14 protein-coding genes are annotated in these 16,181 nt (G+C 66.7%); 7 read left to right on the top strand and 7 right to left on the bottom strand.

The features are described 5' to 3' along the window. The first annotated feature begins 118 nt into the window (after positions 1-118). The gene (locus EJP67_RS16980; RefSeq protein WP_126022887.1) at positions 119-883 is read left to right on the top strand and encodes a FadR/GntR family transcriptional regulator; all 765 of its coding nucleotides are present in this window, start codon (positions 119-121) and stop codon (positions 881-883) included. A gap of 17 nt (positions 884-900) precedes the next feature. Here EJP67_RS16980 and EJP67_RS16975 read toward each other — a convergent pair whose 3' ends face one another. Continuing rightward, on the bottom strand, positions 901-1,860 hold the full coding sequence (locus tag EJP67_RS16975; RefSeq protein WP_126022886.1) for a LysR family transcriptional regulator: 960 nt from the start codon (positions 1,858-1,860) through the stop codon (positions 901-903). A 106-nt stretch (positions 1,861-1,966) separates the two neighbouring features. Between EJP67_RS16975 and aptA the strand changes: the two genes are divergently transcribed. Continuing rightward, entirely contained in the window at positions 1,967-3,325 is a 1,359-nt protein-coding gene (gene aptA / locus EJP67_RS16970; protein ID WP_126022885.1) for an omega-aminotransferase AptA, read from the top strand. A gap of 24 nt (positions 3,326-3,349) precedes the next feature. Here the strand turns inward: aptA and EJP67_RS16965 are convergent, their stop codons facing one another. The 6 genes from EJP67_RS16965 to EJP67_RS16940 are packed head-to-tail and all read right to left on the bottom strand — an operon-like array spanning position 3,350 to position 9,207. Next, positions 3,350-4,738: an FAD-dependent oxidoreductase gene (locus tag EJP67_RS16965; RefSeq protein ID WP_126022884.1), complete on the bottom strand. Its 1,389-nt coding sequence runs from the start codon at positions 4,736-4,738 to the stop codon at positions 3,350-3,352. A 17-nt stretch (positions 4,739-4,755) separates the two neighbouring features. After that, on the bottom strand, positions 4,756-5,205 hold the full coding sequence (locus tag EJP67_RS16960) for a GNAT family N-acetyltransferase (protein WP_126022883.1): 450 nt from the start codon (positions 5,203-5,205) through the stop codon (positions 4,756-4,758). Continuing rightward, complete coding sequence (locus EJP67_RS16955; RefSeq protein ID WP_126022882.1) at positions 5,202-5,768, bottom strand: phosphonate degradation HD-domain oxygenase; 567 nt, start codon at positions 5,766-5,768, stop codon at positions 5,202-5,204. Before EJP67_RS16955 ends, EJP67_RS16960 begins: the two co-directional genes overlap by 4 nt. A 6-nt stretch (positions 5,769-5,774) precedes the next feature. Next, positions 5,775-7,223 (bottom strand): phosphonoacetaldehyde dehydrogenase, encoded by a 1,449-nt coding sequence (gene phnY / locus EJP67_RS16950; protein ID WP_126022881.1) that lies wholly within the window; start codon positions 7,221-7,223, stop codon positions 5,775-5,777. 27 nt (positions 7,224-7,250) lie between these two features. Next, complete coding sequence (gene phnA / locus EJP67_RS16945; protein WP_126022880.1) at positions 7,251-8,477, bottom strand: phosphonoacetate hydrolase; 1,227 nt, start codon at positions 8,475-8,477, stop codon at positions 7,251-7,253. Position 8,478: 1 nt separating this feature from the next. Beyond that, positions 8,479-9,207, bottom strand: a complete 729-nt coding sequence (locus tag EJP67_RS16940) for a phosphonate utilization associated transcriptional regulator (RefSeq protein WP_126022879.1) — start codon at positions 9,205-9,207, stop codon at positions 8,479-8,481. Between the two features lie 158 nt (positions 9,208-9,365). Here EJP67_RS16940 and EJP67_RS16935 point away from each other — a divergent pair, with 158 nt between their 5' ends. The 5 genes from EJP67_RS16935 to EJP67_RS16910 all read left to right on the top strand — a co-directional run bounded on the left by EJP67_RS16935 (position 9,366) and on the right by EJP67_RS16910 (position 16,179). Continuing rightward, a complete protein-coding gene (locus tag EJP67_RS16935; protein WP_126022878.1) occupies positions 9,366-10,406 on the top strand; it encodes a putative 2-aminoethylphosphonate ABC transporter substrate-binding protein in 1,041 nt (346 codons plus the stop codon). Positions 10,407-10,584: 178 nt separating this feature from the next. Beyond that, positions 10,585-11,721: a putative 2-aminoethylphosphonate ABC transporter ATP-binding protein gene (locus tag EJP67_RS16925; protein ID WP_126022876.1), complete on the top strand. Its 1,137-nt coding sequence runs from the start codon at positions 10,585-10,587 to the stop codon at positions 11,719-11,721. Then, positions 11,718-13,451, top strand: coding sequence for a putative 2-aminoethylphosphonate ABC transporter permease subunit (locus tag EJP67_RS16920; RefSeq protein ID WP_126022875.1), 1,734 nt, complete (start codon positions 11,718-11,720; stop codon positions 13,449-13,451). Before EJP67_RS16925 ends, EJP67_RS16920 begins: the two co-directional genes overlap by 4 nt. Before the next feature lie 47 nt (positions 13,452-13,498). Continuing rightward, positions 13,499-14,629 carry a 2-aminoethylphosphonate--pyruvate transaminase gene (locus EJP67_RS16915; RefSeq protein ID WP_126022874.1) on the top strand — a complete coding sequence of 377 codons (1,131 nt, stop codon included), beginning with the start codon at positions 13,499-13,501 and terminating at the stop codon, positions 14,627-14,629. Between the two features lie 107 nt (positions 14,630-14,736). After that, the gene (locus tag EJP67_RS16910) at positions 14,737-16,179 is read left to right on the top strand and encodes an MFS transporter (RefSeq protein WP_126022873.1); all 1,443 of its coding nucleotides are present in this window, start codon (positions 14,737-14,739) and stop codon (positions 16,177-16,179) included. Positions 16,180-16,181: the final 2 nt, after the last annotated feature.

Below are 16,181 nucleotides of genomic sequence, written 5' to 3'. Positions count from 1 at the left end.
GTAAAAACCCGCTAGCAAGCCCTGTGCCCAAGACCAGACCAATCCCCCGCACGGCGCCGTTTAAGATCGCGCGCTGTTGCGCATCCCGCGCATCTCCCGATGGGCATGGAGCGTTTCAATGAGAGTGGGGCAGAACCGTCCTAAGCGGCAGAAGCTCTCGGACGTCATCGTCGAAGACGTCAAGCGCTGGATCGTGGCGGAGCGCAAGCAGCCCGGCGACCGGCTACCGAACGAGAAGGAACTGATCGAGCTCTTCGGCTATTCGAAGAGCACAGTGCGCGAGGCGCTCAAGGCGCTGGAGGTGCGCGGCCTGATCTCCATCCGCACCGGGCCCGGCGGCGGTGCCTACCTGCAGCAGGTGTCGGTGGAGCACGCGTCGGAGCCGCTGCGCAACTTCCTGCACTTCCACCATCTCGACGGCCATCACATCTACCAGCTGCGCAAGGCGCTGGAGCCCGAGCTGGCCGTGAGCGTGGTGGGCAAGCTGACGCCCGAGCAGTTCGAGAAGCTGGAAGAAAACGTCCGGCTGTGCACGGTCGAGCCGACCAGCGAGGACGAGCTGCGCATCCAGCGCGAGGCCGAACTCGCCTTCCACACCATGCTGGCGGAGAGCTGCCCCAATCCGGTGCTCTCCTTCATGTGCCGCTTCCTCAACGACCTGCTGCGCGACCTCGTGGTCTACAAGAAGGCGCTCGACCATCACCACTTCGGCGAGGCGAACGTCGACTATCACACGCAGCTTCTCGCGGCCTACCGCAGGGAAGACGCCGACGAGGTGCGCCGCCTGATGACCGAGCACATGGTCGACGCCGAGCAGCACATGCACGAGATGGAGGCGCACATCGGCGCCAGGCACCTGCTGCTGCCGAGCGGGCAGCGCTGACCTTTCGCCGACTTCTTCTACTTCCGGTGCGCCTGCTCCAAGCACTCCTGGAACGCCAGCACCGCCCGCGACGGCTTCGGCGAACGCCGCAGCAGGCTCACGAAGCGGCACGCGTAGTTGAAACGCGCCGGCAGCACCGCCTTCATGAGGCCGCGCTCCTCGAACACCTGCGCGTAGTGGTCGGGCAGGAAGCCCAGGAAGCGCCCCGAGAGGATCAGCGTCGCGATCGCCTCCTGGTCGAAGCCCGTGGCCATGCGCGACAGCTTCGCGCGGTGGCTCAGCTCCATGTTGGGCGAGTGGTAGCCCAGCCCCGCGAAATGGTGCTCGCGCAGCCGCGCCCAGGTGAGCTTGTCGTGGCTCACGCCGAAGAGCGGATGCCCCGCGCCGCAGTAAAGCAGCATGGTCTCGTCGAACAGGTCGGCATACACCAGGCTCTTGGATGCGCGGTGCGCCGGGATGATGCCGATCTGGAAGTTGCCCTCCAGCACACCCTGCTCGATGGCGTTGATCGAGCCCACGTGCACCGCCAGCCGCACCTCTGGCGCGATCTCGGTGAAGCGCGCGATGGCATCGCCGATGCGCGCCTGCGGGTTGGTCGCCGTCTTGTCGAACAGCGCCACGTCGAGCTGTCCGCCCATGCGGTTGTGGATGTCGTCGATGCTGCCGCGGAAGGCGTCGACCGAGGCCAGCAGGCGCAGCGTCTCGTCGTACACCCGCTGCCCCTCGGCGGTGAGCGCGAAGCCCGCCCTGCCCCGCCGGCACAGCACCAGCCCCAAACGGGTTTCCAGGTCCTTCACATGGCGGCTCACGGTGGAGGTGCCGATGTTCAGCTCCAGCTCGGCGGCCGCCATGCCGCCGCAGTCGACCACGCTCCTGAACACCTTGAGCAGGCGCAGGTCCATGTCGCTGAGCTGCCCCAGAACAGCGCGGTTGCGGGTGCCGGAGGCACCATTCCGGGCTTTCGCCTTTACTTGCATGAAACGTCAAGTGAACATTGATATTGCGCCATTCTCCACACTGAAGGGCTTGCGAACAATCGGCGCATCCCTTCACCTCCGGAGCCCGCCGCGCGCGGGAATCGACATGACCCTCGCAGCAGCCCCTGCCCTCGAATCCGCATCGGCCGTGCGCACCGACGCCGCCTGGCTCGACGCGCACTGGATGCCCTACACCGGCAACCGCAACTTCAAGGCCGATCCGCGCATCGTCGTGGAAGCCAAGGGCGCCTACTTCACCGACTCCGAAGGCCGCAAGATCTTCGACGGCCTCTCGGGCCTGTGGTGCTCCGGCCTGGGCCACGGCCGCCCCGAGATCACCGAGGCGGTGAGCCGCCAGATCGCCAAGCTCGACTACTCGCCCGCCTTCCAGTTCGGCCATCCGCTCTCGTTCGAGCTGGCCAACAAGATCAAGGAGATGACGCCCGCCGGCCTCGACTACGTCTTCTTCACCGGCTCGGGCTCCGAGGCCGCCGACACCTCGCTGAAACTGGCGCGCGCCTACTGGCGCACCAAGGGCTTGGGCCAAAAGACCCGCCTGATCGGCCGCGAGAAGGGCTACCACGGCGTCAACTACGGCGGCATCTCGGTCGGCGGCATCGCGGCCAACCGCAAGCTCTTCGGCCAGGGCGTGGAAGCCGACCACCTGCCGCACACGCAGCTCGCGTCGAATGCCTTCACGCGCGGCATGGCCGACAACGGCGTCGAGCTGGCCGACCGCCTGCTCGACATCATCGCGCTGCACGACGCGTCGAACATCGCGGCCGTGATCGTCGAGCCCTTCGCGGGCTCGGCCGGCGTGGTGATCCCGCCCAAGGGCTACCTCAAGCGCCTGCGCGAGATCTGCACCGCCAACAACATCCTCTTGATCTTCGACGAGGTCATCACCGGCTTCGGCCGCTGCGGCGCGCTCACCGGCGCCGAGGCCTTCGGCGTGATGCCCGACATCATGAACATCGCCAAGCAGATCACCAACGGCGCGCAGCCCATGGGCGCGGTGGTGGCCAGCAAGGACATCTACGACACCTTCATGGCGGCGGGCGGCCCCGACTACATGCTCGAGTTCCCGCACGGCTACACCTACAGCGCGCACCCGGTGGCCTGCGCCGCCGGCATCGCCGCGCTCGACGTGCTGAAGAAGGAAGACATGATCGGCCGCGTGCAGGCATTGGCGCCGCACTTCGAGAACGCGGTGCACAGCCTGAAGGGCAGCAAGCACGTGACCGACATCCGCAACTACGGCCTGGCCGCCGGCCTGACCATCGCCGCCCTGCCGGGCGAGCCCGCGCGCCGCCCGTACGAGATCGCGATGAACTGCTGGAAGAAGGGCTTCTACGTGCGCTACGGCGGCGACACCATCCAGCTGGCACCGCCCTTCATCGCGGAGAAGGCCGAGATCGACCGCATGGTCAACGCGCTGGCCGACGCCCTCGCCGAAACCAACTGAGGCAGATCAGGGCCGCGCGGGGCATCAGGCCTTGTCGGCCTTGCCCGCGGCGTTGGCCAGCTTGCTGAGCATGCGGTCCACCAGCCACGGCTGGCGATTCTGGTCCTCGGCCAGCTCCTTGCGGCGGATCGCGTTGCGCACCACGATCGAGCCCACGTAGCGCACCGGCTCCGGTGGAAAGTACCCCAGCGGCCCCTGCGTGATCGGACTGCGGGTCCATGCGTTGTCCTGGTCGAGCACCAGCGACGACAGGATCTGCCCGCCCATGTAGGTCGGCCCGACGCCGTTGCCCGAGTAGCCGAAGCCGTAGTAGATGTGCGGCGCGCCGTCGAGCCTGCCGAAGAACGGAAAGCCCGTCACCGAGCGGTCGGACGGACCGTTCCAGCTGGCGGTGATCGGCGTTTCGCTCAATGCCGGAAAGAAGGAACGCAGGGCCTGTGTCAGCTCGGTTTCGTAAGGCGAGCGCTCGTCGAACACCTTGGCCATGCGGCCGCCCCAGGCAAAGGTGTTGCCGCCCTTGCCCAGCATGATGCGGCCGTCGACCGTGCTGCGGTAGTAGTAGACAAAGGTGCGTGAATCGAGCACCGACACGCCGTCGGTCAGGCCGATCTTCTGCAGCAGCTCCGGGCACCGCTCGGTGATGACCATGTCGCTCGACACGATGGCGATGGTCCGCTCGAACTGCGGGAAGGTGCTGGCCATCCATGCGTTCATCGCGAGCACCAGCTTCTTCGCACGCACGCTGCCGGTGGGCGTACGCACCACGACCGGATGGCCGGTGCCGAAGTCCAGCATCGGCGTGCGCTCGTGGATGCGGATGCCCATGGCCAGCGCCACTCGCCGCAGCCCGCGCACCAGCTTGCCGGGGTGCACGGTCGCGGCAATCGGCGAATACACGCCCGCCAGGTTGCGCGCGGAGCCGGAGCGCCGCGCCACCTCTTCCGGCGGCAGCGTGCGGTAGGAATGGATGCCGCGCGCCTCCAGCGCCTGCATCATCGGGTCGAGCGTGCCGATCTGCGCCTGCGAGGTGGCGGTGTAGAGCGTGCCGTCCTGCCGCAGTTCGGCGTCAATGCCGTGTGCGGCGCAGAAGTCGGCGATGTGCTGCACCGCGGCCTCGGATGCCTTGACGAGGCGCACCGCCTCGTCCTCGCCGAACAGCCGGCGCAGCGTGAGGAACTTGGCCGACCATGTGAGCAGACAGCCGCCGTTGCGGCCGCTCGCGCCTGCACCGCAGAGATCGCTCTCGAGGATGACGACGTCGAGCGCGGGCGACTGCAGCTTGGCCTGGATGGCCGTCCAGAGGCCGGTGAAGCCGCCGCCGACGATGCAGACATCGGCGCCCTGCTCGCCCTGCAGCGCGGGCGCAAGGTCGCCGTCGTTGAAGAGAGCCTGTTCGATCCAGAAGGGGCGCATGTCGGGCTCGCAGTTTTTCAGGGCTTGCGCCGCATCTCGTAGGAAAACTCGGACTCGCGCTCGACGACGAACCCGAAGCGCTCGTAGAGCGATTTCGCCGGATTCGCCTTCAGCACGCTGAGCGTGAGGTCGACGCCGGCGCTTGCAGCCTGGTCGATGACTTCGGCCAGCAGCCCGGTGCCGATGCCGCCGCCCTGGTAGCCGGGCGCCAGCTGGATCTGGATGACGACCCATTCATGCGGATCGCGCGACACCTTGAGCAGGCCGACCGGCATCCCCTCGTGCAGCAGGACCTCGGCGCACTCGAAGCGATGCATCAGCCGCGCCATGTGATGCGCGTCGCTGACCTCGGCCCCGGAGGCAATGACGTGGCCGTTCATCGTCTGCTGCCGCAGCGCGAGCAGAAAGGGGATGTCCTGCGTCGTGGCCTGACGTCTGGTCAGTGCGGCCGATGGCGCTGCGCTCATGGCCGTGCCGTAGTCACCGGCTTCGACGCGATCTCCAGGTGACGTGCGTAGTAGGCCAGGTTTGGCGTCTCCGCATCGGCGCACTTGGCCGTGTCGTCCCAGCGCCGAAGGCGGACCGCATCCATCGCATACGGCAAGGCCTCGAAAGCGCTGGCCTGCGCGGAGTCGAACACGCCGCCCTGCAGTTGCAGGCTGCGCTTCGAATCGGGCGACAGTGCTTCGAGATAGCCGGGCGCCCTGACACAGAGGAAGCGCTTGGCATCCACATGCAGGCGGATCGGCTCCAGCGTAGCCGGGCCGAACAACGCGCGAAGAAACGGCAGGCAGCGGTACTGGTGCAGGTCGTCCAGGCCCTGCTGGGTCGGCGTGCCGCCGAAGTCGTGCAGCAGATGGCCCAGGTCATGCAGCAGCGAGGCGGCGATCAGCTCGCTGCCGGCGCCAGCCTGCTCCGCCAGGTGCGCCGACTGCAGCGCATGCTCCAGTTGCGTGACCGGCTCGCCGTCGTACTGCGCGCCGCCCTTGGTTTCGAACAGGCCGACGATGTCGGGAATGCTCAGGCTCATCGTTGTCTACCAGGGCAGCGAATAGGTCTTGGTGTTGGTGAAGCTCTTCATGGCCTCGAGCACGCCTTCCTTGTAGCCCAGGCCGGAGTCCTTGATGCCGCCGAAGGGTGTCAACTCCAGCCGGTAGCCCGGCACCTCGCGCACGTTGACGCTGCCCACGTTCAGCTCGCGGATGAAGCGCGTGATGTAGTCCATGCGGTTGGTGCACACCGCCGACGACAGGCCATAGGCCGTGCCGTTGGAGATGCGGATCGCCTCCTCGATGTTCCTGAAGCGGATCACCGGCGACACAGGCCCGAAGGTTTCGTGCTTTGCCACAGTCATCGCAGGATCGACGTGATCGAGCACCGTCGGCGAATACAGCGCACCGCGGCGCTCGTTGCCGTACAGCAGCTTCGCACCGGCCTTGATGGCCTCGTTGACCACCGCCTCGAACTGGATCGCCGCGGCCTCATCGATCACCGTGCCCATGTCCGTGGCCGGGTCCATCGGATCGCCGTACTTCAAGGCCTTCGTCTTGGTCACCAGCAGCTCGACGAACCGGTCGGCCACCGACTCGTGCACCAGCATGCGCTTGATGGCCGTGCAGCGCTGGCCCGAGTTCTTGTACGACCCGCTGGCCGCCAGCGTCGCGGCTTCCTCGACGTCGGCGTCCTCCATCACGATGATCGGGTCGTTGCCGCCCAGCTCCAGGACCTGGCGCTTGTACACCGCCTTGCCCGCGATGTACTTGCCGATGGCCACGCCGCCGGTGAAGGTGACCAAGTCGACGTCGGCGCTGGTGAGCATCTCGTCGGCGATCTCCTTCGGGTCGCCCGTGACCACCGACAGCATCTGCGGCGGCAGGCCCGCCTCGTACAGGATGTCGGCCAGGATGAAGGCCGTCAGCGGCGTCTTCTCGCTGGGCTTGAGCACCATGCGGTTGTTGGTGGCAATGGAGGGAGCCACCTTGTGAATCACCTGGTTCAGCGGATGGTTGAACGGCGTGATGGCGGTGATGGCGCCCTGCAGCGGCTCGCGCAGCGTGTAGACCTTGCGGCTCTTGCCGTGGTGGGTGAGGTCGCAGGAGAACACCTGGCCGTCGTCCACCAGGGCCTGGTTGGCCGCGAACAGCAGCACGTCGGAGGCGCGGCCCACTTCGTACAAGGAGTCCTTGCGGCACAGGCCCGACTCCATGGTGATGACGCGCGAGATCTCGTCCAGGCGCGAGGCGATGATCTCGCCGGCGCGCATCAGGATCTTGTAGCGCTCGTAGCGCGTGAGCGTGGGCTTGTAGTCGCGCGCGATCTTGTAGGCCACCCGCACGTCCTCCAGCGTGGCCTTGGGCACGGTGGCGATGACTTCGCCGGTGTAGGGGTAGGTGACCTCGATGGTGCGGTCGCGGTGCACGCGCTCGCCGGCAATGCGCAGGGCCTCGCGGTGGACGGTGCCTGGCTTCAGGATGGCTTGGCTCATGGGGAAGTGCTCCGGAAGTCGTTGTCGTTACTGGGCGTGGTTCAGCGCGATGTCCAGCGCATCGAAGTTGCGCAGCCGGCGACCGGCGGCAATGCCGGTGACCGGGCGGTTGCAGATCAGCGGCACGCGCTGCTCCGAGACGCCGCCGTGCGAGCGCAGCGGCACTTCCAGCGCCGAGAGGTCGTGGCGGCTGGCCGAGGTGCCGATGACGGTGCTCTGCTCGCTGACCACCACGATGTCGCCGATGCGATCGGGCGGCAGCTCGAAGCGTTCGGCGGCGTCCTTGCGCGAGAGCACCAGCTCCATGCCGGGGATGCCCTTGATGCGCTCGATCCAGCCGGGCACGCTGGCTTCAGCGGGCGCGTACACGGTGGCGAAGGAGCCGAGCGCGCCGTGGTGCACCACGTAGGGGTCGGTGATCGGCAGGATGACCCGTGCCTCGTCCTGGCCGTACCAGCCGTCGAGCACGTCCTGCAGGTAGATGACCTTGGGCGCGCCGGCTGCGTCGTGCTTGTCGTTCATGCCGTGGTCGGCGGTGACGACGATGGTGGCGCCCAGGGCGTCGAGCTGCGCGAGGTAGCCGTCCATCATGGCGTAGAAGGCGTTGGCGGCGGGGCTGCCGGGGGCGGCCTTGTGCTGCACGTAGTCGGTGGTCGACAGGTACATGAGGTCGGGGCGGCGCGACTCCATGAGCTTGACGCCGGCGGCGAAGACGAACTCCGACAGTTCGGCGCTGTACACCGAGGGCACGGGCATGCCGACCATGTCGAGCACGTTGTCGATGCCGTTCTCCTCCATCGTCACCTGGTCGGACTTCTCCGACGAGAAGCATATGCCCTTCATGCGGTGGCCCAGCAGCTTGCGCAGCTTGTCCTTGGCGGTGACGACGGCGACCTTGGCGCCCGCGTCCGCGAAGGCGGCCAGCACGGTGCCCGCGCGCAGGTACTTGGGGTCGTTCATCATGACTTCCTGGCCGAGCTCGCGGTCGAAGAAGTAGTTGCCGCAGATGCCGTGCACGGCCGGGGGCACGCCGGTCACGATGGACAGGTTGTTGGGGTTGGTGAACGAGGGCACCACGCAGTCGGCCAGCAGGTTGGCGCCGGACTTCCTCATGCGGTCGAAGTACGGGGCCACGCCGGCGGCGATCGCCGCGTCGAGGTACGCGGGCTCGCAGCCGTCGACGCACACCACGACGACTGGGCGCGACATCCAGCGGTAGCTGCGGGCGTTGACTTCGAGTGTCTCCTGTGTCATTTCAGACTTCCTTTTGGGGTGGGTTGTTCGGGGCTTCAATGGGAGCGGAATCGGCGCGGCCGAAGGCCTTGTGCATGCGGGCACGGCTGCCGGCGACGTGCTGGCGCAGCGCCTGCCCCGCGATCTCGGGATTGCCGCTGGCGATGGCATCGACGATGGCGCGATGCTCATCCGCCGAAACGCGCAGGCCGCCGCCGCTGTCGAGCGCGCGCATTCTGAAAAGGTGCAGTTCCTTGACCAGGCGCTTGTAGGTTTCGGTCAGCTTCTTGCTGCCTGCGGTGTCGAGCAGGATTTCGTGGAACTGCAGATTGAGCTGCGCGTATTGCTCCACGTCCTGCGCCTGGGCTGCCGAGCGCATCGCGTCGAGCATGGCGCGCAGGCGCTCGATGGCGTCGGGTTTGATGGCAACCGCCACGCGCCGGCCGATGACTTCTTCCAGCGCCTCGCGCAGTTCGTAGATTTCGTCGGCTTCCTCGAATGCGATCTCTCGCACGAAGACGCCGCGGTTCTTTTCGTTGCGCACGAGGCCGGCCTCTTCCAGCGCCCGCAACGCTTCCCGGATGGGACCGCGGCTGGTGTTGAAGCGCTGCGAAAGCTCGCTCTCGTTGATGCGGCTACCGACGGGAAGCTCGCCCGTCATGATCAAACGCTCGATTTCTTCCTGCATCAGCATCGGCAGCGAGCTGGACTGGAGGAATGCGAGGGCGGCGGAGTGATTGCTGGTGACCATGGGGCGTATTTTCCCGATGAATTGAAAACTGTCAACAATTTTTTATTGACAGTCTTCAATCACCAATCTACATTTTGCTCACCGGAGCTTGGTACAGCCATTGCCGGAGCCCGCCACTCACCTCTTCCAGTGACAGCAAGCCCTCTCAGGAGAAACAGATGACGATGAAACTAAGCACGCGCCGTCTCACGGCGGTTCTGTGTGCGGCGGCGCTAGGCCTTGCGGCCAGCGGCGCCGCATGGGCGCAAAAGACCTCGCTCCTGGTCTACACGGCGCTCGAAACCGACGCCATGAAGCTCTACAAGGACGCCTTCGAAAAAGCCAACCCCGACATCGAGGTGAAGTGGGTGCGCGACTCCACCGGCATCGTCACCGCCAAGCTGCTGGCCGAAAAAGCCAACCCGCAGGCCGACGTGGTGGCCGGCCTGGCCGCCAGCAGCCTCGCGCTGCTGCAGCAGGAAGGCATGCTCCTGCCCTACGAGCCCAAGGGCTTCAAGGAGCTGAACCCGGCCTACTCCGATGCCGCGCGCCCGCCGGCCTGGGTGGGCATGGACGTGTGGGCCGCCACCATCTGCTTCAACCGCGTCGAGGCCAAGAAGCTGAACCTGCCCAAGCCGGAAACCTGGCAGGACCTGGCCAAGCCGGTCTACAAGGGCACGATCACCATGCCCCACCCGGCCTCCAGCGGCACGGGCTACCTCGACGTGTCCTCCTGGCTGCAGAACATGGGCGACGCCGAGGGTTGGAAGTACATGGATGCGCTGCACCAGAACATCGCGCAGTACGTGCACTCGGGCTCCAAGCCTTGCAAGCAGGCCGGCGCGGGCGAGTTCCCGATCGGCATCTCGTTCGAGTTCCGCGCGCACCAGGTCAAGAAGTCGGGCGCGCCGGTCGACCTGATCTTCCCGAAGGAAGGCCTGGGCTGGGACATCGAGGCCACCAGCATCATGAAGACGAGCAAGAAGCTGGACCAGGCCAAGCGCTTCGCCGACTGGATGGCCAGCAAGGAGGCCAACCAGATCACTTCCACCTGGTGGGCGGTGGTGGCCTACCCCGGCGTGGCCTCGAAGCTGGAAGGCATTCCGGACAACTACGAAAAGCTGCTGGCAAAGAACGACATCAACTGGGCGGCAAAAAACCGCGAGCGCATCTTGGCCGAGTGGAGCAAGCGCTACGAAGGCAAGGCCGAACCGAAATAGGGCTCGCCCCCAGGCTTCGCGCACTTCGTGCCGCTACGCCCCCCCTGCCGGGGGCGACACCTGCGGCCCGGCAAAGCCGGTTCCGCGGTGCCCCACGAATCGGCTCGACAGGCCTGCAACCCTTCTCACAACCCGCGACGCCCATCCTTGCGGCGTGCGCCAACGACGAGTGCGAAAAATGGATATGACCGATACCAAGTTCATTGCCAGCCCGGGTCCTGCGAGCGCTCCCGCCGCGCTCGAGATCATCGGCGTGCGCAAGGACTTCGAAGCTTTCAGTGCGCTGCGCGACGTGCACCTGCGGGTGAACCGGGGCGAGATGCTGTGCTTCCTTGGCCCCTCGGGCTGCGGCAAGACCACGCTGCTGCGCATCATCGCGGGGCTGGAGACGCAGACCTCCGGGCAGATCCTGCAGAACGGCAAGGACGTCTCGTGGCTGCCGCCCGACCGGCGCGACTACGGCATCGTGTTCCAGTCGTATGCGCTGTTTCCCAACCTGTCGATCGCCGATAACATCGGCTATGGCCTGGTCAACAGCCGTGCCCGGCGCGGCGAGATCAAGGCCCGCGTCGAAGAGCTGCTGAAGCTGGTCGGCCTGCCGACCTCGGGCAGCAAATACCCCAGCCAGCTCTCCGGCGGGCAGCAGCAGCGCGTGGCGCTGGCGCGTGCCCTTGCCACGCGGCCCGGCCTGCTGCTGCTCGACGAGCCGCTGTCGGCGCTCGATGCGCTGGAACGCATCCGGCTGCGCGGCGAAATCCGCCGGCTGCAGAAGCAGGTCGGCATCACGACCATCATGGTCACGCACGACCAGGAAGAAGCGCTCTCGATGGCGGACCGCATCGTGGTCATGAACCACGGCGTGATCGAGCAGGTCGGCACGCCGATGGAAGTCTATGAACAGCCGGCCACGCCCTTCGTTGCCGATTTTGTCGGCAAGGTCAACGTGCTGCGCGCGGTGGCGCTGGGCAACCAGCGCTTCAAGGTGGGCGACATGGAACTGCAGTGCGATGCCTGCGACGGCGCCTTCGAGCCGAGCGAAGCCGTCAATCTCTACCTGCGCCCCGAAGACCGCGCGGTCGAGCACCTGAATGACGACACGGCCAACCGCCTGCGTGCACTGGTCACCAAGGTCGAGTTCCTCGGCGGCCTCTGCATCGCCGAGGTCACCGCCGATGCGCTGCACGGCCAGACGCTCGGCCTGCACTTCTCGCTCAACCAGCTGCACGACCTGGACATCCGCGAAGGCAACACCATCGACATCGCGCTGCGCGCAAACCGCATCCGCGCCTTCTCCGCCCGCGCACCGAAGCCATGAACACGCTGGCCCGCCCTCTCCCCGCACTCGCCGCATTCAACGCACGCCCCGTCATGCGCTGGAGCCGCGACGAAACCATTGCCCGGGCGATCCTGCTCGTGGTGATGGTGATGCTGTTCGTGTTCCTGATCGCGCCGCTGCTGACCATCCTGGCGCATGCGGTGCAGGACAGGGAGGGCCGCTTCGTCGGCCTCACCCACTTCATCACCTACTTCCAGACGCCCAGCCTGCTGCGCGCGGCATGGAACTCGATCTGGGTGTCGGCGGCCGTGGTGATGATCTCGGTGCCCACGGCCTTCGTCTTCGCGTATGCGCTCACGCGCAGCCGCATGCCGACGCCGCTCAAGGCGGTGTTCCGCCTCATCGCGCTGATTCCGCTGCTGGCGCCCTCGCTGCTGTCTGCCATTTCCTTCGTGCAGTGGTTCGGCAACCAGGGCGCGCTCAAGTTCCTGCTGGGCGGCGCGTCGATCTACGGCGCGCCGGGGATCATCATGGCGGAGGTCTACAACACCTTTCCGCATGCGCTGATGATCCTGGTCACCGCGCTGTCGCTGGCCGACGGCCGGCTGTACGAGGCGGCCACCGCGCTGCGCACGCGGCCGTTCCGCCAGTTCATGACCATCACGCTGCCGTCGTGCAAGTACGGCCTGATCAGCGCGGCCACCGTGGTCTTCACCTACGTGGTGAGCGACTTCGGCGCACCCAAGGTGATCGGCGGCAACTTCAACGTGCTGTCGGTCGATGTGTTCAAGCAGGTGGTGGGGCAGCACAACTTCTCCATCGGCGCGGTGGTGGGCATGCTGCTGCTCGTTCCGTCGATCATTTCCTTCGTCATCGACTACGTGGTGCGGCGCAAGCTGAAGGCGCAGCTCACGGCGCGCTCGGTGCCCTACAGCCCCAAGCGCCGCAAGCTCGCCGATCCGCTGCTGACGCTGTTCTGCACCGTGGTGTGCGGCCTGCTGCTGGCCACCGTCGGCATGGCGATCTACACCTCGCTGATCTCGCTGTGGCCTTATGACCTGTCGCTCACGCTCAAGCACTACCACTTCGTGCTGGTCGAAAGCGACATGGCCGACGCCTACACCAACAGCCTGATCGTCGCCATGGCCACTGCCGTGGCCGGTTCGCTCATCGTGTTCGTGGGCGCCTACCTGATCGAGAAGACGCGCAACCTGGGCCTGATGCGCAAGGGCATGCACCTTATGGCGGTGCTGTCGATGGCGGTGCCGGGCCTGGTGCTCGGCCTGGGCTACGTGATGTTCTTCAACCATCCGGCCAACCCGCTGAATTTTCTCTACCAGACGATGGCGATCCTGATCATCTCGATGGTGGTGCACTACTACACCTCGAGCCATCTCACGGCCGTGACGGCGCTCAAGCAGATCGACAACGAGTTCGAGGCCGTATCGGCCTCACTCAAGGTGCCGTTCTTCAAGACCTTCCTGCGGGTGACGGTGCCGGTGTGCCTGCCGGCGATCCTGGACATCGGGCGCTATTTCTTCGTGGTGTCGATGGCCAGCCTGTCTTGCGCCATCTTTCTCTACACGCCGGAGACCATCCTGGCCTCGGTCGCGATCATGCATCTGGACGACGCCGGCGACATCGGCCCGGCGGCGGCGCTGGCCAGCCTGATCGTCGTCACCTCGACGGTCGTGTGCATCGCCTATTCGCTGCTCACGCGCGTGCTGCTGTCGCGCACGCAGGCCTGGCGCAACCTGAGCCGCGGCTGAAGCCAAGACAACCCTTGCCCCCCGTTCCTTCCTTGCCTGGAGACATCATGAGTCAAGCCGACTACCCCATCCTGCTCACCCCCGGCCCCCTGACCACTTCGGACCGCACGCGCAACGCGATGCTGCGCGACTGGGGTTCGTGGGACGCAGACTTCAACCAGATCACCGCGCGCATCCGCAAGGAAGTGTTGAACATCGTGCACGGCACGGGCACGCATGAATGCGTTCCGCTTCAGGGCAGCGGTACCTTCTCGGTGGAAGCGGCCATCGGCACCGTGGTTCCGCGCGACGGCCATGTGCTGGTGCCGAGCAACGGCGCCTACTGCCAGCGCCTGGCAAAGATCTGCAAGGTGCTCGGGCGCAAGCTGAGCACCATCGACTACACGGAAGAAAAGCAGGTCTCGCCCGCCGACGTCGACCGCGCGCTCGCGGCCGACCCGAGCATCACCCATGTCGCGGTGGTGCATTGCGAGACCGGTGCCGGCGTGCTCAACCCGCTGCACGAGATCGCGCTGGTCGTCGCGAAGCACGGCCGCGGGCTGATCATCGACGCCATGAGTTCCTTCGGCGCCATCGAGATCGATGCGCGCAAGACGCCTTTCGACGCGGTCGTCGCCGCTTCGGGCAAGTGCCTCGAAGGCGTGCCGGGCATGGGCTTCGTGGTCATCAAGCGCAGCACGCTCGAAAAATGCGAAGGCAACTGCCACTCGCTGAGCATGGACCTGTACGACCAATGGGTGTACATGGAGAAGACCACGCAATGGCGCTTCACGCCGCCCACGCACGTGGTCGCGGCGCTCGACACCGCCATTGCGCAGTACATCGAGGAAGGCGGCCTGAAGGCGCGCGGCGCACGCTACGCGCGCAACTGCAAGGGGCTCATCGACGGGCTGGCCGCGCTGGGCTTCCGCAGCTTCCTCGACCCGGCCATCCAGGCGCCGATCATCATCACCTTCCACGCGCCCGACGACGCCAACTACAACTTCAAGACCTTCTACCAGGAGGTCAAGAAGCGCGGCTACATCCTCTACCCCGGCAAGCTGACGCAGGTGGAGACCTTCCGCGTCGGCTGCATGGGGCACTTCGGCGAGGCGGGCATTCCGGGCGCGGTGGCGGCCATTGCCGACACGCTCGAGGCCATGGGCATCCGGCAGGTGTCGGTGCCCGTCGCGGCCTGAACGCCGGGACCCGAACGCCGGGACCTGAACGCCAGAGCCATTCGACCGGCGCATTGCAGCGCCGGTCCTACAACCGTGGAGGCGGCGCGCTTCACATAATTTCGCGCATGACGGCTCTGCGCAGCGACATCCCCGCCCGCCTGGACCGCCTGCCGTGGTCGCGCTGGCATTGGCGCGTGGTGATCGCGCTTGGCGTGGCCTGGGTGCTCGACGGGCTCGAAGTCACGCTGGTGGGCTCCATCGGCGCGGTGCTGGAGCGGCCCGATACGCTGGGCCTCACGGCCGGCGAGATCGGGCTGTCGGGCTCGGTGTACGTCGCGGGCGCGGTGCTCGGCGCCCTGCTCTTCGGCCGGATGACCGACCGGCTCGGGCGCAAGAAGCTCTTTCTCATCACGCTCGCGGTCTATACCGTCGGCACGCTGGCGACGGCCTTCTCGCCGAACTTCGCCTTCTTCGCGCTGTGCCGGTTCATCACCGGGCTGGGCATCGGCGGGGAGTACGCGGCCATCAACTCGGCCATCGACGAACTGATTCCGGCGCGGGTGCGCGGGCGCGTGAACCTCGCGATCAATGGCAGCTTCTGGATCGGTGCCGCGCTGGGTGCGGCGCTCAGCCTCGTGCTGCTCGACGCGCGCGTGATCGGGCCGGTGTGGGGGTGGCGCGCCGGCTTCGCGCTGGGGGCGGTGCTGGCGGTAGCCATCCTGCTGGTACGGCGCCACGTGCCCGAGAGTCCGCGGTGGCTGGTGGCGCACGGGCGGGCCGACGAGGCGAAGCGCATCGTCGATCGCATCGAAGCCGAGGTCGAGGCGCAGCACGGCCCGCTGCCCGCGCCGCAGGGCTTCGTCGTGAACTACACGGCCGCGCGCCCGAACAGCCCGCCGATGCGCCAAGTGGCCCGGGTGCTGTTTCAGCGCTACCCGCAGCGCAGCGTCGTCGCGCTGGCGCTGATGATTTCGCAGGCCTTCTTCTACAACGCGATCTTCTTCACCTACGCGCTCGTGCTCACCCGCTTCTACGCCGTGCCCGAAGGCAACGTGGCGCTCTACATCTTTCCGTTCGCGCTGGGCAACGTGCTCGGGCCGCTGCTGCTGGGGCCGCTGTTCGACACCGTAGGCCGGCGCCGGATGATCGCGGCGACCTATGTGCTCGCGGGCATCGGCCTCGCACTCACCGGCTGGGCGTTCATGCAGGGCTGGCTCGACGCGCGCGGGCAGGCGTTGTGCTGGTCGGCGGTGTTCTTCCTTGCATCGGCGGCGGCGAGTTCGGCGTACCTCACGGTGAGCGAGGTGTTTCCGCTGGAGATGCGCGCGATCGCCATCGCGATCTTCTATGCGGTCGGCATGGGCGCGGGCGGCTTCGCGGCGCCGCTGCTGTTCGGCCTGCTGATAGAGACCGGCAGCCGCGGCGCGGTGATGGTGGGCTACTGCATCGGCGCGGGGCTGGTCATCGTGGCGGGACTGCTGGCGCTGCGCCATGCGGCCGATGCGGAACGCAAGCCGCTGGAGGAAGTGGCGCCGCCTCTGGCCTCCGAGGCCGGCGGGGAGCGCTGAGT

Source organism: Variovorax guangxiensis, from assembly GCF_003952165.1.
Taxonomy (GTDB): Bacteria; Pseudomonadota; Gammaproteobacteria; order Burkholderiales; family Burkholderiaceae_C; genus Variovorax; species Variovorax guangxiensis.
Note: the sequence above shows the minus strand (reverse complement) of the source record. Positions and strands in the feature narration are given on the sequence as shown.

Excerpts from the sequence above, each read along its gene's own strand:
- EJP67_RS16980 (WP_126022887.1), top strand. The coding sequence starts at position 119 with ATGAGAGTGGGGCAGAACCGTCCTAAGCGGCAGAAGCTCTCGGACGTC.
- EJP67_RS16975 (WP_126022886.1), bottom strand. The coding sequence starts at position 1,860 with ATGCAAGTAAAGGCGAAAGCCCGGAATGGTGCCTCCGGCACCCGCAAC.
- aptA (WP_126022885.1), top strand. The coding sequence starts at position 1,967 with ATGACCCTCGCAGCAGCCCCTGCCCTCGAATCCGCATCGGCCGTGCGC.
- EJP67_RS16965 (WP_126022884.1), bottom strand. The coding sequence starts at position 4,738 with ATGCGCCCCTTCTGGATCGAACAGGCTCTCTTCAACGACGGCGACCTT.
- EJP67_RS16960 (WP_126022883.1), bottom strand. The coding sequence starts at position 5,205 with ATGAGCGCAGCGCCATCGGCCGCACTGACCAGACGTCAGGCCACGACG.
- EJP67_RS16955 (WP_126022882.1), bottom strand. The coding sequence starts at position 5,768 with ATGAGCCTGAGCATTCCCGACATCGTCGGCCTGTTCGAAACCAAGGGC.
- phnY (WP_126022881.1), bottom strand. The coding sequence starts at position 7,223 with ATGAGCCAAGCCATCCTGAAGCCAGGCACCGTCCACCGCGAGGCCCTG.
- phnA (WP_126022880.1), bottom strand. The coding sequence starts at position 8,477 with ATGACACAGGAGACACTCGAAGTCAACGCCCGCAGCTACCGCTGGATG.
- EJP67_RS16940 (WP_126022879.1), bottom strand. The coding sequence starts at position 9,207 with ATGGTCACCAGCAATCACTCCGCCGCCCTCGCATTCCTCCAGTCCAGC.
- EJP67_RS16935 (WP_126022878.1), top strand. The coding sequence starts at position 9,366 with ATGACGATGAAACTAAGCACGCGCCGTCTCACGGCGGTTCTGTGTGCG.
- EJP67_RS16925 (WP_126022876.1), top strand. The coding sequence starts at position 10,585 with ATGGATATGACCGATACCAAGTTCATTGCCAGCCCGGGTCCTGCGAGC.
- EJP67_RS16920 (WP_126022875.1), top strand. The coding sequence starts at position 11,718 with ATGAACACGCTGGCCCGCCCTCTCCCCGCACTCGCCGCATTCAACGCA.
- EJP67_RS16915 (WP_126022874.1), top strand. The coding sequence starts at position 13,499 with ATGAGTCAAGCCGACTACCCCATCCTGCTCACCCCCGGCCCCCTGACC.
- EJP67_RS16910 (WP_126022873.1), top strand. The coding sequence starts at position 14,737 with ATGACGGCTCTGCGCAGCGACATCCCCGCCCGCCTGGACCGCCTGCCG.